The sequence below is a fragment of the Mesorhizobium sp. M3A.F.Ca.ET.175.01.1.1 genome (assembly GCF_004791945.1).
Taxonomy (GTDB): domain Bacteria; phylum Pseudomonadota; class Alphaproteobacteria; order Rhizobiales; family Rhizobiaceae; genus Mesorhizobium.
Genome location: NZ_SRTP01000001.1, coordinates 742,929 through 763,641, shown reverse-complemented (window position 1 = coordinate 763,641; position 20,713 = coordinate 742,929). Strand labels below are relative to the sequence as shown.

At 62.3% G+C, this 20,713-nt stretch carries 27 protein-coding genes and 1 tRNA gene; 18 read left to right on the top strand and 10 right to left on the bottom strand.

The window, feature by feature from the left end; all coding sequences use genetic code 11:
* Window positions 1-38: 38 nt before the first annotated feature.
* Window positions 39-1,217, bottom strand: a complete 1,179-nt coding sequence (locus tag EN818_RS03880) for a zinc-dependent alcohol dehydrogenase (RefSeq protein WP_129552785.1) — start codon at window positions 1,215-1,217, stop codon at window positions 39-41.
* Between the two features lie 170 nt (window positions 1,218-1,387).
* Between EN818_RS03880 and EN818_RS03875 the strand changes: the two genes are divergently transcribed.
* Window positions 1,388-1,627 (top strand): hypothetical protein, encoded by a 240-nt coding sequence (locus EN818_RS03875; RefSeq protein ID WP_095808346.1) that lies wholly within the window; start codon window positions 1,388-1,390, stop codon window positions 1,625-1,627.
* Between the two features lie 13 nt (window positions 1,628-1,640).
* Complete coding sequence (locus tag EN818_RS03870; RefSeq protein ID WP_095808411.1) at window positions 1,641-2,048, top strand: VOC family protein; 408 nt, start codon at window positions 1,641-1,643, stop codon at window positions 2,046-2,048.
* Here the strand turns inward: EN818_RS03870 and EN818_RS03865 are convergent.
* From EN818_RS03865 to EN818_RS03845, 5 genes are all read right to left on the bottom strand, one after another.
* Window positions 2,041-2,271 carry a hypothetical protein gene (locus EN818_RS03865; protein ID WP_129552784.1) on the bottom strand — a complete coding sequence of 77 codons (231 nt, stop codon included), beginning with the start codon at window positions 2,269-2,271 and terminating at the stop codon, window positions 2,041-2,043. The two genes, EN818_RS03870 and EN818_RS03865, sit on opposite strands and share 8 nt — an antisense overlap.
* Before the next feature lie 37 nt (window positions 2,272-2,308).
* A complete protein-coding gene (locus tag EN818_RS03860; RefSeq protein ID WP_095808410.1) occupies window positions 2,309-2,752 on the bottom strand; it encodes a DUF983 domain-containing protein in 444 nt (147 codons plus the stop codon).
* A 254-nt stretch (window positions 2,753-3,006) separates the two neighbouring features.
* On the bottom strand, window positions 3,007-3,327 hold the full coding sequence (locus EN818_RS03855) for a hypothetical protein (protein WP_095808344.1): 321 nt from the start codon (window positions 3,325-3,327) through the stop codon (window positions 3,007-3,009).
* 208 nt (window positions 3,328-3,535) lie between these two features.
* Entirely contained in the window at window positions 3,536-4,678 is a 1,143-nt protein-coding gene (locus EN818_RS03850) for a site-specific integrase (protein WP_135904058.1), read from the bottom strand.
* Window positions 4,671-5,330: a hypothetical protein gene (locus tag EN818_RS03845; protein WP_135904056.1), complete on the bottom strand. Its 660-nt coding sequence runs from the start codon at window positions 5,328-5,330 to the stop codon at window positions 4,671-4,673. The genes EN818_RS03850 and EN818_RS03845 overlap by 8 nt, the downstream gene beginning before the upstream one ends.
* 134 nt (window positions 5,331-5,464) lie before the next feature.
* Between EN818_RS03845 and EN818_RS03840 the strand changes: the two genes are divergently transcribed.
* The 12 genes from EN818_RS03840 (at window position 5,465) to EN818_RS03785 (ending at window position 14,894) form a co-directional block, all read left to right on the top strand.
* The gene (locus EN818_RS03840) at window positions 5,465-5,647 is read left to right on the top strand and encodes a DNA-binding protein (protein WP_135904054.1); all 183 of its coding nucleotides are present in this window, start codon (window positions 5,465-5,467) and stop codon (window positions 5,645-5,647) included.
* Window position 5,648: 1 nt separating this feature from the next.
* The gene (locus EN818_RS03835; protein ID WP_135904052.1) at window positions 5,649-5,840 is read left to right on the top strand and encodes a hypothetical protein; all 192 of its coding nucleotides are present in this window, start codon (window positions 5,649-5,651) and stop codon (window positions 5,838-5,840) included.
* Entirely contained in the window at window positions 5,840-6,178 is a 339-nt protein-coding gene (locus EN818_RS03830) for a hypothetical protein (protein ID WP_135904050.1), read from the top strand. Before EN818_RS03835 ends, EN818_RS03830 begins: the two co-directional genes overlap by 1 nt.
* The gene (locus tag EN818_RS03825; protein ID WP_135904048.1) at window positions 6,175-7,050 is read left to right on the top strand and encodes a hypothetical protein; all 876 of its coding nucleotides are present in this window, start codon (window positions 6,175-6,177) and stop codon (window positions 7,048-7,050) included. The genes EN818_RS03830 and EN818_RS03825 overlap by 4 nt, the downstream gene beginning before the upstream one ends.
* Window positions 7,047-7,706, top strand: coding sequence for a hypothetical protein (locus EN818_RS03820; RefSeq protein ID WP_135904046.1), 660 nt, complete (start codon window positions 7,047-7,049; stop codon window positions 7,704-7,706). The genes EN818_RS03825 and EN818_RS03820 overlap by 4 nt, the downstream gene beginning before the upstream one ends.
* Window positions 7,703-8,005, top strand: coding sequence for a hypothetical protein (locus EN818_RS03815; protein WP_135904044.1), 303 nt, complete (start codon window positions 7,703-7,705; stop codon window positions 8,003-8,005). Before EN818_RS03820 ends, EN818_RS03815 begins: the two co-directional genes overlap by 4 nt.
* A 93-nt stretch (window positions 8,006-8,098) precedes the next feature.
* Window positions 8,099-9,196 (top strand): hypothetical protein, encoded by a 1,098-nt coding sequence (locus EN818_RS03810; protein ID WP_135904042.1) that lies wholly within the window; start codon window positions 8,099-8,101, stop codon window positions 9,194-9,196.
* A 376-nt stretch (window positions 9,197-9,572) separates the two neighbouring features.
* Entirely contained in the window at window positions 9,573-10,175 is a 603-nt protein-coding gene (locus EN818_RS03805) for a hypothetical protein (protein WP_135904040.1), read from the top strand.
* Window positions 10,172-10,366, top strand: a complete 195-nt coding sequence (locus EN818_RS03800; RefSeq protein ID WP_135904038.1) for a hypothetical protein — start codon at window positions 10,172-10,174, stop codon at window positions 10,364-10,366. The genes EN818_RS03805 and EN818_RS03800 overlap by 4 nt, the downstream gene beginning before the upstream one ends.
* A gap of 5 nt (window positions 10,367-10,371) precedes the next feature.
* Window positions 10,372-13,164, top strand: coding sequence for a phage tail tape measure protein (locus tag EN818_RS03795; protein WP_135904036.1), 2,793 nt, complete (start codon window positions 10,372-10,374; stop codon window positions 13,162-13,164).
* 11 nt (window positions 13,165-13,175) lie between these two features.
* Entirely contained in the window at window positions 13,176-13,472 is a 297-nt protein-coding gene (locus EN818_RS03790; protein WP_135906513.1) for a hypothetical protein, read from the top strand.
* 75 nt (window positions 13,473-13,547) lie between these two features.
* Entirely contained in the window at window positions 13,548-14,894 is a 1,347-nt protein-coding gene (locus tag EN818_RS03785) for a LamG domain-containing protein (RefSeq protein ID WP_135904028.1), read from the top strand.
* Here the strand turns inward: EN818_RS03785 and EN818_RS03780 are convergent.
* The gene (locus EN818_RS03780; RefSeq protein ID WP_135904026.1) at window positions 14,891-15,151 is read right to left on the bottom strand and encodes a hypothetical protein; all 261 of its coding nucleotides are present in this window, start codon (window positions 15,149-15,151) and stop codon (window positions 14,891-14,893) included. The two genes, EN818_RS03785 and EN818_RS03780, sit on opposite strands and share 4 nt — an antisense overlap.
* A 261-nt stretch (window positions 15,152-15,412) precedes the next feature.
* Entirely contained in the window at window positions 15,413-15,646 is a 234-nt protein-coding gene (locus tag EN818_RS03775; RefSeq protein ID WP_245518793.1) for a helix-turn-helix transcriptional regulator, read from the bottom strand.
* 332 nt (window positions 15,647-15,978) lie between these two features.
* Here EN818_RS03775 and EN818_RS03770 point away from each other — a divergent pair, with 332 nt between their 5' ends.
* Both EN818_RS03770 and EN818_RS03765 read left to right on the top strand, forming a co-directional pair.
* Complete coding sequence (locus tag EN818_RS03770; protein WP_135904024.1) at window positions 15,979-16,305, top strand: hypothetical protein; 327 nt, start codon at window positions 15,979-15,981, stop codon at window positions 16,303-16,305.
* Window positions 16,302-16,505, top strand: coding sequence for a hypothetical protein (locus tag EN818_RS03765; protein WP_135904022.1), 204 nt, complete (start codon window positions 16,302-16,304; stop codon window positions 16,503-16,505). The genes EN818_RS03770 and EN818_RS03765 overlap by 4 nt, the downstream gene beginning before the upstream one ends.
* A 350-nt stretch (window positions 16,506-16,855) precedes the next feature.
* Here EN818_RS03765 and EN818_RS03760 read toward each other — a convergent pair.
* Together EN818_RS03760 and EN818_RS03755 are read right to left on the bottom strand one after the other, a co-directional pair.
* Window positions 16,856-16,929: transfer RNA gene (locus tag EN818_RS03760), tRNA-Gln, on the bottom strand.
* A gap of 130 nt (window positions 16,930-17,059) precedes the next feature.
* Complete coding sequence (locus EN818_RS03755) at window positions 17,060-17,995, bottom strand: lysylphosphatidylglycerol synthase domain-containing protein (protein WP_095808343.1); 936 nt, start codon at window positions 17,993-17,995, stop codon at window positions 17,060-17,062.
* A gap of 247 nt (window positions 17,996-18,242) precedes the next feature.
* On the opposite strand from EN818_RS03755, the gene EN818_RS03750 reads away from it, so the two are divergent.
* The gene (locus EN818_RS03750) at window positions 18,243-19,553 is read left to right on the top strand and encodes a Ppx/GppA phosphatase family protein (RefSeq protein ID WP_095808342.1); all 1,311 of its coding nucleotides are present in this window, start codon (window positions 18,243-18,245) and stop codon (window positions 19,551-19,553) included.
* A gap of 231 nt (window positions 19,554-19,784) precedes the next feature.
* Entirely contained in the window at window positions 19,785-20,480 is a 696-nt protein-coding gene (locus tag EN818_RS03745) for an RlmE family RNA methyltransferase (protein ID WP_095808341.1), read from the top strand.
* Window positions 20,481-20,713 lie beyond the last annotated feature (233 nt).

Sequence of the window (20,713 nt, the reverse complement as noted above, 5' to 3'; positions counted from 1 at the left end):
CAGCAGCGCCAGGCGAGTTCCAGCCGGGGCGCCGAACCTCAACTGTTTGGCCGCATCACCACCTTGATGCAGCCGTCCTTTTTGTCGCGGAACTTCTTGTAGAGTTCGGGACCGGCTTCGAGGCCGGCGCGGTGAGTGATCACGAATGACGGATCGATATCGCCGCTCTGCACCTTGTGCAGCAGCGGTTCGAGATAGCGCTGCGTATGGGTCTGTCCCATGCGGAAGGTCAGCCCCTTGTTCATCGCGGCGCCGAACGGGATGTGATCGATAAGGCCGATATAGACGCCGGGCACCGAGATGGTGCCGCCCTTGCGGCAGCAGTAGATCGCTTGACGCAGGACATGAGGCCTGTCGGTGCCGAGATAGACGGTCGCCTTCGCCTTATCCAGCATGGAATCGAAACTCGCGCCGGCGTCGGCTTCGGTGCCGACGCAGTCGATGCAGCTGTCCGGCCCACGCCCGTTGGTCATGGCCATCAGATCGTCATAGATGTCCGAGCTGCTGAAATCGAGCGTCTCGGCCCTGCCGTGGTCGCGCGCCATGGCAAGCCGCTCAGGCACCTTGTCGATGGCGATGACGCGACCGGCGCCCAGCATCCACGCGCTCTGGATCGCGAACTGCCCGACCGGGCCGCAGCCCCAGATGGCAACGGTGTCGCCATCGCGGATGTTGGCGTTCTCGGCCGCCATGTAACCGGTCGGGAAGATGTCGGACAGGAACAGCACCTGCTCGTCGTCGATGCCGCCGGGCACCTTGATCGGACCGACGTCGGCGAAGGGCACGCGCAGATACTCTGCCTGTCCGCCCCAATAGCCGCCAGTCAGATGCGAGTAACCGAACAGTCCGGCCGGCGACTGGCCCATGACCTTGGCGGCCTGCTCGGAATTGGGATTGGACCGGTCGCAAAGCGAGAACAGGCCGTTCTGGCAGAACCAGCATTCGCCGCAGGAGATGTTGAATGGAACGACGACGCGATCGCCTTTTCTGAACTTGCTGTGGGCGCGGCCCACCTCGACCACTTCGCCCATGGTCTCATGTCCCAGCACGTCGCCGGACATCATCGTCGGCATATAGCCGTCCATGAGATGCAGGTCGGAGCCGCAGATGGCGCAGCAGGTGACCTTGATGATGATGTCGCGGTCGTCCTCTATCGCCGGGTCGGCGACCTCCTCGCAGCGTATGTCGCCTTTGCCGTGCCATGTCAGCGCTTTCATCGGGCTGTTTCCTACGGATTGAAGTTGATGCGCAGGTGCGGGCCCGAACATGCGGCAGACCCGAATGTTCCGTTCAGGAAAATTCGGGAACGCCTGCCCTGGATGGCGAATGCATCGCGGGAACCATTTCCCGGTCCGGCGGTTCCGGCGTCAGCATGGAGTGACGCGCCATGGGACTCTTTTCCGACCTCAACAAGAAGCTGACCGAGAATATCTATGCGCATGGCAGCTACTTGACCGACCCGAGCGCCGATCTGCCGCGACGGGTGGAGGAGACCGTCGATCTTCTCATGCCGTTCATCCAGCCGGAAGCGCGCGAGACGGTGAGATTGCAGATCCTCGGGATCGTCCACGAACACATCTATGACGAGCCCGGGACTGAACCGGGACATGCTCCCGTCGAAGAATGAAAGCTCCGCCATGATGATCGATCACATCTCTCTGGCGGTGGCCGATCTGATACGCTCGAAGCGGTTCTACGACGCCTGCCTCGAGCCGCTCGGCATCGCTCCCGACGAGGTGAGCGAGGACAGTTGCAGCTACGAGAGCGGAGGCGGCGTCGATTTCAGCATCCATCAGGTGGGTGGGCGCCCGATGATCCTGCCGCCCCCGGAAAGCCACTACGCCTTCGTCGCGCCGACCCGCGAGGCGGTCGACCGCTTCTTCGAAGCTGCGCTTTCGGCTGGCGGGCGTGACGACGGCCCTCCCGGCCTGCGGCCGGAATACCATAGCGACTACTATGCCGCCTTCGTCGTCGATCCCGATGGCCACCGCATCGAGGCGGTCTGCCACCTGCCGGACGGGTATCCCGGCTCGGGCCATATCAGGTGATGTCGGAGGTCTTCTGCTTGCCGCTTATCTTTGCCGCTGGGCTGGCGGGCGCTTCCGCCGGCGGCCGGGCGGCAAGGCGCTGTTCGCGCAGCCGTGCCGTCTTTGCCTCGCGAGCCTGGCGTTCCGCCTCGAGCAGTTCGCGCGCCACAAGCGAAGTCCGCTCGTGCCTGTCCTTGTCGATCTGCCGCGTCGCCACTTTCCAGCTCTTCGATGGGAACCGCATCAACTTCCGGACCGCCGGTGGTTCCCAGGCCGGTCGGCTAGATGTTCTCTTGCCTTGGTCCGCCAGCCTTGCGCGCCTGCGCCGTGTGCCACTCGGTGTCTATCGAGCCTTCCTCGGCCTTGTGGAAATATTGCGAGCACACCAGCCATCCCTTCAGCGGCCGAAGGAGAGCGACGCAGCAAAGTACCGTGAGCGGAAGGGTCGTGACCGCATGGACCCACAGAGGCAGGCCGAACGTCGTCTGGAACCAGACGCCGAACGCCAGGGCGGGTACCGCAGCAATCGTCATCGCGAAAAATGCCGGTCCGTCGGCTGGATCGGCGAAGGAATAGTCGAGGCCGCAAACCTCGCAGCGCGGCGCCAGCGTAAGATAGCCGCTGAACAGATGGCCTTGCTGGCACCTGGGGCACAGGCCTCGAATGCCGGTCATCATCGGATTGGACGTTGGCGAATAGTCGCTTTCGGCTGGACGATCATTCATCGCGCGATCAACCGCGGAAGTCTCCATCGCCGCGCGACCCATGCTGCTGGTCGGTCTCACGCAACAAGCGCACGATTGCATCGACAGGAGACGGATCAGCCGTCGGTTGTGCTTTCCATTGCCAAAGGTAGCGAATCAGCTTTCTGAATCTCGGCATCGAAACTCACCTCCTGCACTGTCAAACCTGCTTGTCGGAGCGATGTTCCGCGGTCGCGACTGCGTGCTTGCATCAACCGCCAAATGCCCGAGCGGCGTCACCCCAGCGTTGCGGCCAACAGGAACGCGACCGCAGCCACGACGACGAGCGCGGCAATGACCAGCACGGGACCGTTCCTGCCCGGCTGCAGAGTGGGCTCGCTCTCCAGTGGCCGCATCGCGTTGGCAAAGCTTGCCTGGTTGGTGAACTCCGCCCCACGTCGCTCGGCGGGGCGTGCGGGGCTTGCCACATCTGCGGCCTCCGCATCGGTCTCCTGAGGCGCTGCCGCCGGATCGAAGCCCGGCGTCTTGTCCCGGGTTTCTCCGGCCTGGATATCTCCCCGGTCCTCGGAAGGCGTCCGCCCGGTCCGCGCGTTCATCGGAACCTCCTTTGCAACCCAACTTTCGCCAGGGGCTGGGGTTCCAGCCGGCGTCAAACAATCTCGGTTTGGATAGAGGTTCCGGTTGAAAAGTTCTGGCTGGGGAACCTGGATTCGAACCAGGACTAACGGAGTCAGAGACAGTTTCGGACCGTTGTTTCCATTCGCTTTTTAGCCGAAATGTTCCATCCGTGTTCCAGCGGCGAGGCTATTGCAACAGCCTCGCCTCGATCTCCGCCACGGCAGCTTGATCGGCGTCGGCGTCTTCGAACAGGTGGCCGTAGGTGTCGAAAGTCACCGTGATCGAGCTATGTCCCATCAGGGTTTGAACGCGCTTCGGCGATAGCTTCTGCTCGATGAATAGGCTCGCCGCCGCATGGCGCAGGGCGTGGAAGTTGTATTTGGCCACCTTAACCGGATTGCCGTCATCGTCCTGGCGCTCGGAGTCGAGCGTAAAAAGGCCGGCGGCGATCTGCAGCGGGTTCCAGATGCGATTGATGATGTTCTGGTGATTGAGCGGCGTTCCTCCGGTTGAGGGGAATACGAGACCGTCAGGACCGTTAGGCGTGGCAAGGCGATGTTCTTTGAGGGCATTGACCGCCATGGGCGCCAGTGGCACGTCACGCTCGCCAGCGGCCGACTTCGGCGCTCCAACCTCGCCCCAGGCATCCACACGCTCGCGGACCGAGACGACACCTTTCTTCAAGTCGACACACCGCCACCGAAGGCCACGAAGCTCTGACGCGCGCAGGCCAGCGAAGAGGGCGGTCAGGATCAAGGCGCGGTGCTTGCCCGTCGCCGCTCCTATGATGGCGCGCAATTCTGATTTGCTGGGGATCTCCGGCCGCTTCGACTTCCGCCGATCGCCAACCTTGACCCGCGCGTCAGATACTGGATTTGTCGCGACTGATCCGCGGCGCCTCGCCTCGACGAAGATGGCTCCGAGAGAGCGGATGACCCGCTTCACCATAGCGGCCGAGCGACCTTCCTTCACTAAATCGTCAGCGAATGCGTGAACGGCAGGAGTGCCGATCTGTGAGAGTTTCTTGGTGCCGAGGAAGGGGACGATATGCAGGTCGACATGTTGCTTATAAGCATCGCGGGTCGAACGCTCCAAGCCGGCATCCGCGCATCGGCCGAGCCAGAGCGCAGCCGCTTCCTTCACCGTGAGCGAAGCGCTGTCGGCGACATGCGTTCCGAGCTGCACGTCGCGCTTAACCTTCGTAAGCCAATCTTCCGCGATCGATTTCTTGTCGAACTGTTTAAAGCGGCGCTGGCCGGACACGTCGGTGTAGTCGGCTAGCCAAACCGCCTTGCCGCTCGGGAGTGTTCTTTTGCGGACCTTAGCCATGGCGGACCTCTTCTGCACTAGAGTTGCGCTTGCGCATCGCCGCGACGCGGCAGCGGTCTGAACAATATTTTGCGTGTGAGCGACGGCCAGTCAGAGGACCGGTCAGGAAGTGCTTGCCGCAGTGTTCGCAGGTGGTGGCCACGGCCCCGACTTCATGGGCCAAGGCGATTTCCATGACCATATAGCTGGCCAGCGAATCGGGATGCAGGACGAGGCGCAACGCATTGGCGTTGTCGGCCGCCAATTCAAACGATGGCCGAAGCGAGACCCGCTTGGCTGTGACATCGTTCATCAGAGAGTTCGCCTGCGGGTGCAGCGTGTTCGCGGTCTGCGACGACCATTTAAGGCCGACCCTCATGACCTCCTGCAGGTGCTCGATCCAAGGGACAAACCCAAGCCAACCATCGTCGCTTTGGACATGGCCGAATCTGGCGACAAAAGCCGCACGATCCTTGTCGTCTCGGCAGTTGAGGAAATGGGCTACGATCGGGTTTTCGAGGTTCGAAATCTCGTAAGTCACAGGAACCGTTCGATCCGATCTTGCCCGGATTGTACGGCCATCCTTGTCCGAGCGTTTCTTTGCCAATTCCTCATCGTGGATAAGGTCGACGCCGTCGGCGGGTCGCTGCCACTCTAGGCGAACAGGGGTCATCTGTGTGAGGCTCCGTGTTACGGACTTTGCTGAATATTCGTTATATGGAACCATTACCAGTGTTTTCCGTATGGCGCAACATCCTTCTGTTTGTTACGTTCTTATTCGTAAGTTCGTATCAAACGGAGAAACCAATGGAATATCTGAAGCCGCGCCCGGTGTGGGGCGCAAAGGCAATCGGGCAGGAGATCAACCGCAGCGAGCGGCAGACCTACCACATGCTTGAGCAGGGCCTCCTGCCCGCGAAGAAGGTCGGGGATCAGTGGGTGGCGGATGCGAACGCTCTGCACGCGCTGATCAAAGGGGAGGCCGCTTAAGATGGCCGAACTTACCCCTCCTGAGCATATGCATTCCGCTGCATACGATGTCGCCCTTGATTGGTTGCGTCATGAGCAATGGCGACATCAAAGCAGCGTCCCACTCATTACCGAACTGAGGAACAAGTTCGATCTCACCACCGATGAGGCCTGCGCGATAGCGGCGCGCGCCTACAAGATGAGGGCTCGCTGATGGAGATGGCGCAAAAAGAAGCCGGCCCCGCAGAGCCGGCCCCGAAAAGAGTTGAACAAGCCCACAATACACAGAAGCGCCGCAAAAGTCACGCGGACGGAAAGACGCCGCAGGCGCGCTGGGCTGAGAAAAACCCGCTGAAGCGGTGGTGCCACATCGCGACGAACGCGGCCATCAGGAACGGCATCCTGGAGCGGCTTCCGTGTAGCGTCTGCGGTGATTCCAAGACCGACGCACACCACGTCGGATCGTACGAGGAACCTCTGAACTGCGTGTTCCTCTGCCGGCGCCATCATGTCGCAGAGCATCGGCGGCTGAAGTGCGAGGTCGTGTCATGACCGAGCAAATTCAACCGGGATTGAAAAAGGTCCGCGGCATGGCTCAGGCGTCGGTCGCACTGATCGACGCGATGCACGACATCGCCAAGACGGTGCAGCCGATCACAGGCCGCGGCATCGGCTACAAGCTGTTCACCGCCGGGCTGATCCCGTCGATGTCGACCAACGACATGCAGAAGGTCTATCGCCTCCTGCGGATCGCGCGCGAGCAGGACGATATCCCCTGGCACTGGATCGTCGACGAGACGCGCGAACTGGAGCGGGTTTCGGCCTGGGACAATCCTGACCAGTTCGCCCGCACCGTGGCCCGATCATATCGCCGCGACTTCTGGAACCAGCAGCCGTATCGCGTCGAGGTGTGGTCCGAGAAAGGCACCGTCCGCGGCGTCCTTAAGCCGGTGCTCGATCAATTCGCTGTCGGGTTCCGCGTCAACCACGGTTTCGCCGGCGCCACTACGGTGCACGACACCGCCCAGGACGATGACGGGAGGCCTCTGATTGTCCTTTATGTCGGCGACTTCGACCCGAGTGGCATGTACATGTCCGATGTCGATCTGCCGCGGCGCCTCGCCAAGTATGGCGGCCATCACGTCATCTTCCATCGTATTGCTCTGACGGCCGACCAGACGAATGGCCTCCCGTCGTTCCCGGCGGCCGACAAGCGGACTGACAAGCGCTACGACTGGTTCGTCCTAAATCACGGAACACAGTGCTGGGAACTCGACGCAATGGACCCGCGCGACCTGCGCGAGTGCGTCGAGGACGAGATCCGCCATTTGATCGAGCCGGAGGCTTGGGCGCGCTGCGAAAAGGTGAACGTCGCCGAGCAGGAATCGCTGCGGTCGATCTTGTCGGGCTGGAGGTCGGGATGAGAGAGCCTCGCCTCCGCGCCTGGGAAAAATCCCTGGCCGAAATGTCGAAATACGACTGGATGACCGCGGTCAACCACAACCGAAAGCATGGCGGTAGAACGCGCGACCTCAAGGTCGCGTTCGCTCTGATGCAGCTTGCCGACGCGGACACCTGCCTGGCCTGGCCGACGCAAGAATCGCTGGCCGATCTGAGCGGCCTGGCTGACACAAGACAAGTTCGATCGGGTCTCGCGTCGCTTGCCGGGACGGGCGCAATTGAGAAAAAAAAGGTCTCTGAACTTTCTGAGGAAAGCCAAGGCAGGCTAGCCGTCAAGCGCAAGGGACGAGGCGTCGCGTACAAGCTGAAGATGTTCTGGGCCTACGAGGTGTTGGAACTTTCGTTCAGTTCCGCGGGCGTCCGCGCAGAGCCGACCCAACTTGCCGCCAGCGACAAAAAGCGGACTACGATAGTCCGGAACAGCGATGATCTAAACCGGACTACGATAGACCGCCAAAAGCGGACTACGATAGTCCGGTCTCAAGCGGACTATGTTAGTCCGGCTAATACTACAGTGGATACTAAAGACACTGAAGAAGGCTCCGAGGGGAAGGTAACCCTGGCGTCTACACGTGCGAGGGGCTCCAACGGCTATGCAGCGGCGTCGAGGGGCGAATGACGGTCCCCGCCCGCCTCACCGCCGAGCCTGCCGCTCTCGACGACCTCATCTCGCAACTGGAGGGCGCCCTGGCGGTTGCTCGCGCGCTCAAGGCCGAACGCGATGCGATCGAGGCGGCAGAAGCTGAAGGCCAGGAGTTCCCCGACCACGACCTTATCGACGTGTCCACCGCTGCCATCCGGTTCAGGGAGAAGCCCGACACGCTTCGCCATTGGGCCGAGCATGAAGGCCTGGGCATAAAGCGCGGCGGCCGGTGGCTCGTTTCGGCCTCGAGATTGAGGAAACGACAGGGATACTGACCTTTTCCCGTTTATCCCGTTTCGAGGTGTTTGGCTTTCCCGTTTCGGGGCGCACATCTCACAGCAACAAACGAAACCTCGAGGACCGGCAATATGAGCGATTCGCCCAGACACAACTACCTGCAAGCGGCCCGCCGCAGCGCCCGACAGGCGGAGGCCAGGCACGCTGCCAGCGAGGCAGCCGTGCAGGGCTGGAACGCGGCCATCGCGAGCCAGGATGACCCGCCGCTTCGGAACATCATGTTCCAGGTCAACAGGGTCGATGTCGCGGACATGCTGCCTCCAGCGGCGCGGGCCTATTTCGTCGCACTGCGCGAAGAAGCCCAGGATGTCCAAAATGCCTATTGGTCGCTGGGCGACGAATGGAACGAAGCGCGACTCGATGTGCTCAAGGCCGAGACCGAGCTGCAGAGGCACACGGACCCCGACATCGCATTGCGCTCCGGCTTTCCCCGGCCGGTCATTCGAACCGGGGACAACGGCGAAGAGGCAACAATAGTCCTAGAGCTTCGCGCCAGGATTGAGCAGGCCAAAGCCAAATTTGACCGGCTCACCCAGCGGCGAGACGCACTTTCGGCACGGGCGCAACAGGCGAAACGGCTTGTCACTCGCGCTGAGGAATACCTGAAGGGCGCATGGTCGGGCCATCCCTTCGAAGCCTTCACGGGCAAGACCAAGAAATTCTCGTCGATCGACGCCGCCCGGGCTGAGATCGACAGGCTGAAGGCCGAGCGGGATGCTGCCTATATCGCGCCGCATCCATCGTCTTCGGCTAAGGCCAGGGTACGGGCCGAGATTGAAGCACTCGCCAAGCGCGGTATGCCCAACCTTCTCCCCGCCGTGCACCATGGCGAGCCCGTTGGATGGAAGCGCACCAAGCTCGACCTGACCAACCCGCCAGCACAAACGCCAGTCACCGGCCAGGGCATCGACGTTCTCGGCCTGCTGGCCTGGGTGTTCGGATACGAGATCATCGCTGCGCTCGATACAGCGATCGATGAGGTTGCGGACGACACGAATGCGATGACGGACGAGCAGCGCACCGCAGCACTCACCCGCCTTGCCTCTGACATCCTCGATGCAGAGCGAGCAGAGGTGGCCATGGTTGCGGCAGCCGGTGTTGAGCATAGGGCCGATAGCGTCGACATCCGGGCTTTGCTCGGCATCGTCGGGCCGGCTCGGGAAGACTGAGAGTTTCGAGTGGAAGGCATGGGAGCCAACCAAACACCAACGAACCGGGCGGCTGTCACGTCGGCCGGTTCGCATCCATTGCCTCGCCGTTCCTGTCAGTCCGGTGAAGGCATAGGGCCCGGCTTAGCCTGGACAGCGGAAGTCGGGCCCGCACCTATTCGTCACGGTTGCAGCGACGACTGTTGCTCTGACGATGACGGGCGGTCTGGTCGGGGTCACCACCGGCTGGGCCGCCCGGGCATTCGGTTGCGCGTCGTCCATGGCACAACTCTAGGTTCTTTCCAGTCGCTGCAGGTATGCGGGTTGGCGCAGTACATTTCACGTCTAGCGGCAGATTTGAAAACTTCACTGCCGTTTCCCTTTCGAGGCTAAACCCATGAATTTCGCGACTTTGACGGTGACGGCGCGGCAATTGGGCGATGTTCTCGACCTATCCCCCAGGCGCATCCGGCAGCTGGCGGAGGAAGGCGTTTTTCGCCGCGAAGGGCGCGACCAATACCATCTCCGCGACTGTGTGTTGGCCTACATCTCCGTGCAGGCGACCGACGAAAGCGATGAGTTGCGCAAGGAGAAAATCGCCCTGATCCGAGCACAGCGTCGGCGCATCGAACTGGAGAACGCCACCAAGGAAGCTACTGCCGGCGAGATCGCTTACCAGGACGCGGTTATCGCGGTGGTGTGTTCCTGGTTCTATCTACACGTCCGCCCGGTTGCGACATGGATGCACGATGACCTCCAGGCGCGCAACGTGGCCGACGCCAAGGTGATCGCCGGCAACCTCCAGAACTGGCTGATCAGCCTCCGCGCTGAGGGCGAGGAACTGCTTCTGGCCGCCGCCGACAAGGCCCGGCGCTCGGGCATCATCATTTCCAACGACAACGACCTCGCGGCGCTTCTGTCGCGGTCATCCCCAGGCGAAGACGAAGCAGCCGCAGAGCCGGCACCGTCTCGCCGCAGCAAGAAAGGCAAATCCACATGACCATCATCAAAACCACGCAGCGCTTTATTGGCGCCTATGCAGCCGGCAAGGCGGCTCCGACCATCGAGCAGCTGGCGCCGGAGCTTGCCGCGATCGAGGCCGAGATCGCTTCCATGCCGGCCGCCAAAAAGAATCACGGTTGGGACGAGGTCATCGCTCGGGTGAATCGGCAGAACGGTTTCGGGAGCTAACCTCTATGGCCAAAAATACCATCACGACGCGAATTGCGCTCGACGGCGGGAAGGAAATCGAGAGCCAGCTTAAGGCGCTCGGCGAAACCGGCGAGCGCGCTTTTAAGGCGCTTCAGAAGGCAGCGGCCAGCGCCGATTTCCAGAGGTTTGCCGCATCGCTCTCCAAGGCAAAATCCGACCTCGTCGCCTTCGGCCAGAATGTTGCAATTCTCGGCTCGGCCATCGCATCGGCAGCGGCCGGCGCCGGGGCTGCGGTGCTGGAACTGGCATCATCGGCCGGTGAGGCAGCGGACGAGGCAGGCAAGGCAGCGCAGTCGGCCGGCGTAACGACCGAAGCATATACCGCCTTGGCCTTCGCGGCGAAAATGAGCAACCTCGAACAGGCCGACCTCGACGCCGGAATGGCTCGCTTGAACAAGACCTTGGGCGCTGCCGCCAATGGTTCGAAAGCGGCTGTCGAACTGTTCCAGAAACTCGGGGTTTCGATCCGCGACTCGACGGGCAAGCTGCGCTCCCCGGATGCGGTGCTGCTCGACCTCGCCCAGGCCTTTTCCAAGCTTCCCGACGGAGCGGAAAAATCGGCCCTGGCGATCGCGCTGTTCGGCAAGACCGGCGCAAAACTGATCCCGTTCTTGAACGAAGGTAAGAAGGGCCTCATTGACCTGGGCGCCGAGGCCAAGGCGCTCGGCGTCACCTTCACAGACGCGCAAGCCAAGATCGGCGACAATCTCGGCGATGCATTGGATTCGGTAGGCTTCGCGGCGCGGGGCGTTCGGCTGCAGCTCGGGCTGATCTTCGCGCCTGCGATCACAACGGCGGCCAATGCGCTGACGGAGCGGATCAAGCAGCTTCGCCCGGCCATCCAGGGCTTTGCCCAGGACATCGCCAACAAGGCGCTGCCGGTCATGCTGGACTTCGTCAATGCGCTCACAGGCAAAGATGCCGATGTCTCGAACAAATGGGTCTTGGAATGGCGGGACGGCGCCATCCAGTTCGGCCAGTCAATGGGTCAAGCCGCGGGCATTGTCCTGTCGGCCATCGACAAGTTGCGAGCCGGCCTCGACCTCACGGCAAAGGCGCTCAACGGCCTGTTCGGCACCCATCTATCGGGCGATGCCATAGGACTGACGCTCATCGTTGGGCAGATCACAGGCGGCTTCAAGGCGCTATATAGTTCCGTGATCGCCGCGAAGAATGCCGTCATCCTGCTGTTCAATCTGGCCAGGGCAAACCCATGGGTCGCCGCGGTCACCGCCATTGCCGGCGGGCTCCTGCTTTGGGCAACTCGCACTGACGCCGCAACGGCTGCGCTACAGCGGCATGAAGGCTTGGTGGAAGGCGTCAAAAACGCATACGCGCAGGCCGGCAACGCCGTCAAAAACATGACGGACGAGATCAAAAACGGCCTGATCCTCCAGACCCGCGGCGCACTGAAAGACCTGGTTCCGGCATTCGAGGCCGAGATCAAGCGCCTTCGCGATCTGGCAGCGGCACCGGCCAAGGACAATCCATTCTCGTCGGCCTTGCGGGATTTCGCCAACGGCGGCGATTTCAACGCCTACCTCAAGGCGGTCGCCGAGATCGGCGCCTCCAATCCTAAGCTCAACGATGCGGCCCTGGCCTTCCTCAAACTGGCCGAGAATGCGAAGGCGTTGCAGGACCAGATCAAGCCGTCGGCCGATTTCCTCGACCTTCTCACCGGCAAGATCACGGACGCGCAGTTCCAGGCCAGGCAGGCAGGCGCAGGTTTCCAGGCGCTCGGCGCCGACGCCAATGCAGGGCTCAACAGTGCGGGCGCCGCGGCAGATGCAACGAAGGGCAAGGTCGAGGAACTTGGCCGCACCATCACGGTCATTCGCGGCGGCGGCGACAAGCTGACGGCCGAGACGTTCAATGTCGTCAACGGTGTGGCTCAGAAGACCGAGCAGGGTAAGCAGGCGATCGACGGGCTGAAAGGCGCCGTCGACGCGACCAGCGATGCGGTGGGGGGTGTCTCCGACGAGATCACCAACTCTATCTCGCAGATCGCGCCGGCCGCAGCCGAGGCAGCCAGTGGCTTCAACAACTCGCTCGGCAACCTCGACGCTGGTGCTGCGCAGGCGGCAGCCGAAGCCATTATCGCGCCGTTCTCGACGCTGCCGGGCAAGTTCTCGGCAATCTTGAGCGGCATCAGCGCATTGCTGCAAGGCGGCTTCAGCGGCCTGAGTGGGATTGTGTCGAGCCTCGCCAGTCAGATCGAATCCGCAATCTCGCGCATTCTCGCCTCGCTCAGGGCTGCAGCGGAGGCCGCACAGCGTCTTCGGGCGGCTGCGGCGGGTTCTGGCTCGTCCGACAGCGGCGGCTCTCATGGCGGCTTCGCAGGCGGCGGATATCTCGCCTCTGGTCCCGGCACGCCGACGAGCGATTCCATTCCGATATGGGCTTCTGTCCGCGAGTTCATCATGCAGGCCAAGGCCACGGCTTACTACGGGCCCGGCTTCATGCATGCGCTTAATCAGATGAAGATCCCGCGCGAGTTCTTTACCGGGCTGCGCGGCTTCAACATGGGCGGCATTGTCGACGGCTTCAATCGATCGATGTCGGTTCAGCGGTTTGCTGGCGGCGGATCGGTCAAGGCGCCTCTCGCATCAGCATCAGGCTTCACCGGAACTATGAACGTCAAGCTCGATTTCGGTCTCGGCCCGGCGGATGTCTTCGAACTCGTGACCGACCAGTTCACTGCCAACCGGCTGGGCGATTTCGCGAACAAGCAAAGACTTGCGACCGCCGGCCGAACGCCTGGCAGGGGGATTCGCTGATGAACTTCGATATGAACACGATTCCTAAGCCCGGCGACCAGCACGACCCGAGGGTGCGCGCGAACCAGAAGGCGTTTCAGGCGAAATTCGGCGACTTCCAGGCCCGGCACGTCGTCGGCCTCCATCTCGGCCCGGCTCCGAAGGGCGAGTGGGTCGGTTGCATCTTCGACATGGAGGACGGCTCGACGGTCAAGGTCGCGATCCCGTTCAACTACTGGCAAGCCTTCGGGAACGAATACACGCTGGCCATGATGTCGGCGGCCGAGATCGTCCAGACCGCTTACGGGCCGCCGGAAGGGGCCGCATGATGCCGGTGCTCGGCTTCCTGGCCTCGCTCGCTGTCGTGGCTGGCTTTCTGTTTCACTGAGAGGAGGATTTCACCAATGTTTGTGCACATGCTCGGCGGCCGCGGACCCGGTGCCTATGTCGGTCCAGGAAGCGGCAATGGTGACGGCGACGGCTTCGGCGAACAACCCGTTGTCACCACCACGGCCAGCGGCGATACGACGATCAAAGGCAAGGTCAAGTCTGGCTCTTTCGGCAAATTCGTCTATCCCTTGGCTACAGTCGCCGCCGGCCGCCAGTACACGTTCCGCTATACCCCGCACTTCGCCCAGCTCATGCAGCAAGGGAAGTTGGCGATGGTCGGCTTCGGCTTCAAGACCGACAACGATTTCCACCTCGTCGGCCTTCGCGGCGATGGTTCTACGGGCATTCACAAGTACAAGGTCTACGGCACCCCACCGAACGGCTGGAACCAACAGACCGGGCACACGACGGTCGATGGTGGCGCCTCTGTTAACGGCACCCAGGCCGGGCCGAATTGGATCCGGCTTGTGATCTCCGCGGACGGCACGACCTACACCTTCAAGACCAGCCCGGACGGCTCGACCTGGAGCGATGAATACAGCGGGGCAACGCCCTCGCCGTTCTCCAACGTGTCGGGCGTGGATACGTTCGGCGTGGCGCTGTGGTTCTCCAACACCGACGCCGGCATCTTCTCGATCGACATCGATCAATTCGCCGATACGCTGGCGCCAGACCCGTATTTCTCCAATGTCGTGCTGCTGCTCGGCTTTGAGGGGACAGACGGCGCTACGACCACGACCGACGAGAGCCCATCGGCGCATTCCTTCACCTTCAACGGCAACGCGCAGATCGACACCGCGCAGGCCAAGATCGGCTCATCGTCCTGCCTGTTCGATGGTACAGGCGACTATCTATCAACCCCCGACCATGCCGATTGGCTCTTGTCGTCTGCCAATTCGGACCAGTTCACGATCGAATTCTGGATTCGGCCGCACGCCAACCTTTCCAACCAACGCGTTATGGGCCAAGCACCCGCCTCCGGTAATTGGGCGTGGGATATCAATTCGACATTTTCATCTGGCACTGGAACGGTCTCTTTCCGCTATACCAGCGACGGCGGGACTGCGACGATCCTAGGCACCACCGCAGCCGGCATGTCGCTCGATACATGGTATTACATTGCCGTCTCAAAAAACTCATCCGGCAAGATCCGGATTTGGCGAAACGGCAATCTGGACAATAGCACCACGCCGGCGAACAGCGCGATGTTCAACTCCACTGGCGCATTCGAGATAGGACGCAATTTCAACCAGGCCAACCTGAACGGCTGGCTGGACGAAATCCGCATTACCAAGGGCGTCTGCCGCTACGATACCGACGGCTCGATCTCCGTGCCGACGGCGGCGTTCCCAAGGAGTTAGCGTTTCCGCACGGCGTCCCGGCTGACCGTGATGCCCAGATCCCGGCCGCCGACGGTGACGGTGTTTTCGTCGACCCGCGTGACATGGCCGATCAATTCTATCTGTTGGCCGCTGCTGATGTTAGGTGTCGTGTCGACGATGCTGTGAGGCTGGTGGTAGGACGGGATCAGCACGGCGACCCTGTCTTCGGTCACGCGCTTTCGCACTGTCGCGGTGATCACGACCTCGTCACCTATTTTAATGCCTCTCTTGGCCATGCCGTCAGACTTCAGTCGACATTGCGCGCCGCAGCGCATGAGAGCAGAATCAACCTACCCCGACCGCGCCTGTGTCGGGGTAGGCCTGGCCCGCAAATCCTGTGTCACACTACGATAAGCGGGCCGGGCCGCCGATGTTCCGCCGGTAGACCGATCGCGGGGCAGGGAACCGAACCGGGTTCCTAAAAGTTCCATCTGATAGCGGCGACGGAGGTCCGGCTGTGCGAGCCGCGATGGCCGGCCGGGCACTCCTCCGCGAACCTACTTCCGAAGCCGGACGCCTGCGCCGCCCTCGACCATCTCGCCTTCGTCGAGGAAAATCACGCCGGCATCGCGCAGGGCGCGTTCCAGCACTTCGAGAGTTGCCGGACGCGCAGCAGTTGCACCGTTCTCGAATAGCGTCAACGTGGCAATTCCTATCCCGGCAGCATCGGCGAGACGCTGCTGGTTCCACTTCAGAAGCGCGCGCGCGGCGCGGCATTGATCCGGTGTCATTTCCATTCCCCTCAAATATCTTATCCAATTAATTCTTGCTAGACCTATAAAAAATTTATTGACAAGGAATGAACGTCTGGCGCACGCTTCCCTTGCGGCAAATCGGGCCGCGTTCAACCGGGGGTATCCCAATTATGACCGAGAATAACGCCTTTAGGGCGGAGGGCGAAGCTATGCCTGCCGCCAACCTAAGCCGCCGTCTTATCCTCGCAGGGCTTGCGTCTCTGCCGGCCGCGGGAGGCGCAGCAAGCGCTCTTGCCTCGCCTATACCTACAGCGACCGAGCAGCCGCGAACGACCGCCCGAGAGCGGTACAATTTCCATCTGGAGCAAATGAAAAAGGCTGCCCAAGAGATTGACCCGGCCGTTCGCTTCACCAATTCCGACGATTTCCTAGATCGGCGCGAAGACAACCCCCACCTCGCCATCATGATCATAGGTGCATGGGCGAAAGGTCGTTACCAAGGCGATGGCGTCTATGCCGGTGGCAGCGAGTGGCACAAAAAGGACCGGTACAATGTGAAGATGCTCGACACCACGGACGGCGGTGCACGCCAATTTTCGGTTATCCCGGTCGGCGAGATGGACCGCACAAAATGGATGACGCTGCCCGAACCCCGCTTCGAAGCGTTCATGGGCGAGAAAGTAGGTGCATCGTGAACGCGCGCGTCACAAAATACCTGGAGGACGCTGAACGGCTTCGCGACATCATCCCGACTTTCGATCCGGCGAACGGGGATATGATCTTGGTGATCCGGACCGAAGACGCCTACGGCGGCCATTCATTCCGCCTTTCGCCCGAGTTGGGTGCGCAGTTCCGCTCCTATATTTTTCAGGCGATCCGCGAAAAGGCAAACTGAGAGACACGCAACCTCGCGGTTGCATGCCCGGCTGCTCAAGGTGGCCGGGCCTTGTGAATAACGCCATCAGGCGTATGATGTGACCTTCGTTTCAATTCCTTCTCACATTGGCTCTCGGCCCGGCGGCTCGCAACTGCTGGGCCTTTCTTTTTGTCGGCAGTTGTCAGGGGGAACATGCGAGGAACATCAACCCGATTCCGTGTTCCATCCGTGTTCCATGGAGTGAGCGGGAGCATTTTGTAACCCGTGTAAAAACAAGGCGTTAGGTGAAAGCGTGTTGCAGGGCGTCTGCAACACGAACTGGAGCCGGGGTCTTCGCCTAAGCTCTTGTTTTTGCTTGCTTAAATGAGTGGCTGGGGAACCTGGATTCGAACCAGGACTAACGGAGTCAGAGTCCGTGGGTCTACCGTTAACCTATTCCCCAGCAGGCGCGTCTGGCGACACGCGAAGCGGGCGGCTGTACGCCGCGAGCGCTGCCTTGTAGCCGCCGCCCGAAAATAGTCAACCCCGCACTGCGTTTCAATCGCCGCTTTTGATCAATCCGGCCGGGCGGCTCATTGGCCCTCGCCGCGGCTGTATTGCGAATGCTCGAACAGCAGCACCACGCACAGCCCGATCAGGAGCGGGATGATCAGGTAGAACAGGCGGAACACCAGGAGCGCCGCCAGCACGCCGACCGGGTCCATATGCGACAGCCCCGCAAGGAAGACGACCTCGAAGACCCCGAGGCCCCCTGGCGCGTGCGAGATTTGCGCCACCGAGAACGACACCAGAAACACGCCGAGAATGACGAAATATCCGGGATTGCCGGCCGCGGGCAGGGCAAAGAAGATGATCGCAGCTGCCGCAAGCAGCTCGACCGGGCCGATCAGCAATTGCCGCGCCACGATCGGCAGCGCCGGATAGTGCAGTTGGAAGCTTGCCAGCTTCAGCGGCCTGAGATGCAGCCAGCTGCCGAAAATGTAAGCCCCGACCAGAGTCAGCATGCCGACCCCGGCAGCCATCGCCAGGTGGTGGTGCGGCGTGCCCGAAAACCGGTCGATGATCTCGGGTTCGCAGACCAGCACGAGGCCGCCCACGAATATGCTGGATAGCACGAAGGTGAACCAGCAGATCGCCACCAGCACGCCGACCTCCTGGCCGGTAAGCCCCTTGGTGCCATAGGCGCGGTAGCGGATGACGGCGCCGGAAAACACGGAGCCGCCGATATTGTGCGAGAGCGCATAGGTGGTGAAGGAGCACAGTGTCACGAACAGCCACGACACCTTCTTGCCGATGTGCAGCAGCGCGATGTGGTCGTAGCCGGCAAGCGCCGCATAGGCGACGGTCGAGCTCAGCGCGGCCAGAACCCAGCCGCGCGCCGGGATGGCGACGAGGCCGGCCCAGACATCGTCCAGCGAGATGCCGCGCAATTCGTGAATGAGCAGCCACAGCGAGAACGCCACGGCCGCAAGGCCGATGACCGGCCAGAAATAGCGCCTCCAGTTCATGGCGTCGTCGTCATGCGTTACGGCTCAGTGGTTGCTGTTGCCCGATCCCTCATTCGAGACATGCCTGATCGAAGCCGGCTATTCAACTGCGAACCCCTGATCTCCTTTGCAAGAGGGATCGCCGGCAAAATTCGCTTTCACGCTCTTGGTGATCGGCGATGGCGCTGCTAGTCTGGCTGCAACTTGAAACAATGAAAGCGCCAGCTGCGTCCGTTCTTCGGTTCGCGCGGTGCCGGAAGGAACAACAGTGGAAGACCACGACACCGGCGCCAGAGCGCCGGCAGTGGGCATGCCCGGGGCTTCGCCGTCAGAACCGGCAGGCCCGTCCGCGCGGCGATCGGAGCGTCACGCGGCCGAGCATCGGGGTGCAAGGCATGCCGACCGTCCCGGCGAACACCAGAAGGGCAAGACGCGCAAGCGGCGCAAGCGCCGGCGCGGCCGCAAGGTTTTCGCCCGTGATGAAAACGGCGCCGTGGCGCTGTCCCCGGCACCCGCCGTCCTGCCGCCTGAGCCTGCGCCGACGCCGCCTCAGTCGACGCCGGCACAGGGCGCGCCGCGTCCCCCGCAGCAGGAACTGCCGGTCTTCGCCGCGCTCGATCTCGGCACCAACAATTGCCGATTGCTGGTCGCGGTGCCCAGCCGGCACGGCCAGTTTCGCGTCATCGACGCCTTCTCGCGCATCGTCAGGCTGGGCGAGGGACTTGCCGCCAGCGGCCGTCTCGGTCAAGCGGCGATGGACCGAGCCGTCGAGGCGCTCAAGGTCTGTGGCGACAAGCTGCGCAATCGCAAGATCCGCAAGGCGAGGCTGATCGCCACGGAAGCCTGCCGCGCCGCCCAGAACGGCCTCGAGTTCCTGGACAGGGTCGAGCGCGAAGCAGGCTTGAAGCTCGAGATCATCGACCGCCAGACCGAGGCCCGCCTCGCCGTTTCGGGATGCGGCTCGCTGGTCGAGCGCGACACGCAAGGCGTGGTGCTGTTCGACATCGGCGGCGGCTCCTCCGAGATCGCACTGATTGATCTTACCCGCGGCCACCGCTCGCCGCGTCTTGCCAATCACATCGTCTCCTGGACGTCGCTTCCCGTGGGTGTCGTCTCGCTCGCCGAGCGCTTCGGCGGCCGCACCGTCACGCGCGAGACCTTCGCCGCCATGGTCGAGGACGTTGCGGTGCGGCTCAAGGCGTTCGACGGGCGCGACCGGCTCGCGCATGTGCTGGCCAGCCCCAACTTCCACCTGCTCGGCACTTCCGGCACGGTGACGACGCTCGCCGGCGTCCATCTCGATCTCGATCGCTATGACCGCCGCCGCGTCGATGGACTTTGGATGAACCGCGAGAGCGTCGACCGCATGGTGGAGAAGCTGATCGGCTGGGATTTCCAGCAGCGCGTCGCCAATCCCTGCATCGGCGCCGACCGTGCCGACCTCGTGCTCGCCGGCTGCGCCATCCTGGAGGCAATCCGCGGCGTATGGCCGTCCGAGCGCCTGCGCGTCGCCGACCGCGGCTTGCGCGAGGGCATCTTGAGCGAATTGATGGCCGACGACGGCGCCTGGCGGCGCTAGAGCCGGATGATTTCGGATCGAGTCGATCCGAAATCTGAATCCGGCTCTAAATCAAAGAGATAGAGCATGATGTCGTTCGAAAACCACTTCACACTTTTCGGCGTCATGCTCTAGGCAATTCCAGCAAAAACCGTGCAGCGGTTTTGCGCCGGGAATCGCGTAGAGAAGGGTGAGCATGACCCCAAAGTGGGAGCCGGTTCTGGAGACGATCGTGCTCAAAAGAGATCGTTCATGACGAAAAAGCCGGAAAAACCGGGCTCGGCCGGCATACGCGTGCTGAAGACGAGGATCAAGAAAAAGAGCGGCCTGAAGGAATCCTCGCGCCGCTGGCTCGAGCGTCACATGAATGATCCCTACGTGCAGCGCTCCAAGGCCGACGGTTTCAGGTCGCGCGCGGCCTATAAGCTGATCGAGATCGACGACAAGCATCATCTGCTGAAACCCGGCATGAAGGTGATCGACCTCGGCGCGGCGCCCGGCGGCTGGTGCCAGGTGGCGGCGGCGCGCACGAAATCGACGGCCGAGAACCCGCACGTCGTCGGTATCGACTATCTCGAAATGGACGCCGTGCCGGGCGCGGCCATCCTGCAGCTGGATTTCCTCGATCCGGACGCGCCGCGAAAGCTTTCCGAGGCGCTCGGCGGCCAGCCCGACGTCGTGCTGTCGGACATGGCCGCGCCAACAACGGGGCATCGCCGCACCGACCATTTGCGCACCATGCATCTTTGCGAGGTGGCGGCCGACTTCGCGCTTTCCGTGCTGAAGCCCGGCGGGCATTTGCTCGCCAAGACCTTCCAGGGCGGCGCGGAAAATGAGCTTCTGTCGCGGCTCAAGCAGAACTTCCGCTCGGTCCACCACGTCAAGCCGCCGGCCTCGCGGGACGAGTCCGTGGAGCTTTATCTGCTGGCGAAGGAGTTCAAGGGATAGCGCCGGCTAAAGGTGCTTAGCAGCGATCCTTCGCGCCCCCCTCTGTCCTTCCGGACATCTCCCCCACAAGGGGGGAGATTGGCGATTTCGGCGCTCCGCCTAGTTCTGCGAGGTTGGAGATTGGCGAAAGCCGGCGTGAAGTCCGATCTCCCCCCAAGTGGGGGAGATGGCCGGCAGGCCAGAGGGGGGCGCTGTCCTGCCAGCTTAAAAATTCTGGCGCTGTGCTCCGCCGC

Coding starts and splice junctions, on each gene's coding strand:
- EN818_RS03800 (WP_135904038.1), top strand. CDS start 10,172: ATGACCATCATCAAAACCACGCAGCGCTTTATTGGCGCCTATGCAGCC.
- EN818_RS03830 (WP_135904050.1), top strand. CDS start 5,840: ATGGAGATGGCGCAAAAAGAAGCCGGCCCCGCAGAGCCGGCCCCGAAA.
- EN818_RS03785 (WP_135904028.1), top strand. CDS start 13,548: ATGTTTGTGCACATGCTCGGCGGCCGCGGACCCGGTGCCTATGTCGGT.
- EN818_RS03820 (WP_135904046.1), top strand. CDS start 7,047: ATGAGAGAGCCTCGCCTCCGCGCCTGGGAAAAATCCCTGGCCGAAATG.
- EN818_RS03845 (WP_135904056.1), bottom strand. CDS start 5,330: ATGACCCCTGTTCGCCTAGAGTGGCAGCGACCCGCCGACGGCGTCGAC.
- EN818_RS03780 (WP_135904026.1), bottom strand. CDS start 15,151: ATGGCCAAGAGAGGCATTAAAATAGGTGACGAGGTCGTGATCACCGCG.
- EN818_RS03860 (WP_095808410.1), bottom strand. CDS start 2,752: ATGAATGATCGTCCAGCCGAAAGCGACTATTCGCCAACGTCCAATCCG.
- EN818_RS03865 (WP_129552784.1), bottom strand. CDS start 2,271: ATGCGGTTCCCATCGAAGAGCTGGAAAGTGGCGACGCGGCAGATCGAC.
- EN818_RS03850 (WP_135904058.1), bottom strand. CDS start 4,678: ATGGCTAAGGTCCGCAAAAGAACACTCCCGAGCGGCAAGGCGGTTTGG.
- EN818_RS03810 (WP_135904042.1), top strand. CDS start 8,099: ATGAGCGATTCGCCCAGACACAACTACCTGCAAGCGGCCCGCCGCAGC.
- EN818_RS03790 (WP_135906513.1), top strand. CDS start 13,176: ATGAACACGATTCCTAAGCCCGGCGACCAGCACGACCCGAGGGTGCGC.
- EN818_RS03880 (WP_129552785.1), bottom strand. CDS start 1,217: ATGAAAGCGCTGACATGGCACGGCAAAGGCGACATACGCTGCGAGGAG.
- EN818_RS03745 (WP_095808341.1), top strand. CDS start 19,785: ATGACGAAAAAGCCGGAAAAACCGGGCTCGGCCGGCATACGCGTGCTG.
- EN818_RS03875 (WP_095808346.1), top strand. CDS start 1,388: ATGGGACTCTTTTCCGACCTCAACAAGAAGCTGACCGAGAATATCTAT.
- EN818_RS03795 (WP_135904036.1), top strand. CDS start 10,372: ATGGCCAAAAATACCATCACGACGCGAATTGCGCTCGACGGCGGGAAG.
- EN818_RS03775 (WP_245518793.1), bottom strand. CDS start 15,646: ATGACACCGGATCAATGCCGCGCCGCGCGCGCGCTTCTGAAGTGGAAC.
- EN818_RS03840 (WP_135904054.1), top strand. CDS start 5,465: ATGGAATATCTGAAGCCGCGCCCGGTGTGGGGCGCAAAGGCAATCGGG.
- EN818_RS03870 (WP_095808411.1), top strand. CDS start 1,641: ATGATCGATCACATCTCTCTGGCGGTGGCCGATCTGATACGCTCGAAG.
- EN818_RS03770 (WP_135904024.1), top strand. CDS start 15,979: ATGAAAAAGGCTGCCCAAGAGATTGACCCGGCCGTTCGCTTCACCAAT.
- EN818_RS03805 (WP_135904040.1), top strand. CDS start 9,573: ATGAATTTCGCGACTTTGACGGTGACGGCGCGGCAATTGGGCGATGTT.
- EN818_RS03855 (WP_095808344.1), bottom strand. CDS start 3,327: ATGAACGCGCGGACCGGGCGGACGCCTTCCGAGGACCGGGGAGATATC.
- EN818_RS03815 (WP_135904044.1), top strand. CDS start 7,703: ATGACGGTCCCCGCCCGCCTCACCGCCGAGCCTGCCGCTCTCGACGAC.
- EN818_RS03835 (WP_135904052.1), top strand. CDS start 5,649: ATGGCCGAACTTACCCCTCCTGAGCATATGCATTCCGCTGCATACGAT.
- EN818_RS03755 (WP_095808343.1), bottom strand. CDS start 17,995: ATGAACTGGAGGCGCTATTTCTGGCCGGTCATCGGCCTTGCGGCCGTG.
- EN818_RS03825 (WP_135904048.1), top strand. CDS start 6,175: ATGACCGAGCAAATTCAACCGGGATTGAAAAAGGTCCGCGGCATGGCT.